This is a genomic window from Pyrococcus kukulkanii (genome assembly GCF_041647995.1).
Classification (GTDB): domain Archaea; phylum Methanobacteriota_B; class Thermococci; order Thermococcales; family Thermococcaceae; genus Pyrococcus.
The window spans coordinates 1-1,139 of the sequence record NZ_JARRIB010000009.1; the positions used below are offsets into that span (position 1 = coordinate 1).

General features: G+C 46.0%; 1 protein-coding gene. It reads right to left on the reverse strand.

Translation table 11 applies throughout. The annotated features are described in order from the left end of the window. Positions 1-20: 20 nt before the first annotated feature. On the reverse strand, positions 21-1,139 hold a 1,119-nt coding region (locus tag P8X24_RS11735; RefSeq protein ID WP_372916481.1), incomplete at its 5' end, for an RNA-guided endonuclease InsQ/TnpB family protein.

Consider the following 1,139-nt stretch of genomic DNA (forward strand, 5'->3'; position numbering starts at 1 on the left):
TGAACCGTTTCCTCCTGCACCTACTGTCGTTGCAAACACTGGCTAATCACTATCAAGGAGTTTTTGTGGTGCGGGAGGTTGGCTTCAGCCACCAGCGTCACGGGACTCACCGAGTCCTCAACTGGCGGTTCATCAGCCTTCGGGCTGAACGGAAACAGCCCCAGCAAGTTCAATACAGCAGTAAAATCCCTATCAAGATTAAACCCGCAAACTGGGCAAGTGAAGATCCTCCGACGCAGTGCGTCGTCACCGGGCTTAACCCTAAACGCGCCACAATTAGGGCAAACTTGAGAGGAGTATGCAGGGTTTATAAAAACAACTGGAACACCAGATTCAACAGCCTTTTCAAAAACAAACCTCTGGAAACTGCTCATCCCAATATTGTGCAGAGTATTCCTTAACCTCTTCTCATTCTTTCTCCTTTTCCTAGTTACCCGCTGGTTGAAATTCTTTGGAATTGCCTCAAGGATTATTGTAGCGTTCAACTCTCCGGCAACTTCAACTATTCTTAAGGCGAGCTTCCTCTGTAAATCAACCCTCCTGTTCATCTTCCTTTGACCGAATTTTTTGAGGAGTTTTCTCCCCTTCCTCGATGGAAGTTTCCTCCTCCAACCAGTCAAGTGCGTCCTCTGGACTTCCCTCCTAACGTCAGAGTAAAATCTAGTCATTCTACCCAGTCCTGTCCGCACTTGGATTAAGAACTCGTGAGTGCCAAAGGAAACATTATCAGCATTGTAGTCCACTGCAATAAAGCTTCCCGTAACCTCGGGTTCATCAAACTCCTTCTCAAAGGTGAAGTAGGCGAGGACTTTCCGTTCATTCTCAACTAACTTGAGTTTTACTCCAGGTTTGACCCTCCACCCCTCACTCAAGTACTTGAAGAAGAGTTTGTGCGGTTTTAGGGGGAGTTTTATTCTCCCCCTCTTAGTAGTTAACCTGATTATGAGGATTTTCTTACCGTTCTTGAGGGTGTTGAACTGTGGGAACCTCTTGTAATCCCACAGGACGTCATCTAACCAGATTGAAACTTTCCTGATTACTGGTTTTTCTGTTTTGACTTTACCCTTCCTCTTCTTTTCAAGAAAACCCTTGACTCTAGCAACTACATCCTGGCAGGCAGTGTAGTAATAGTGGCTTGG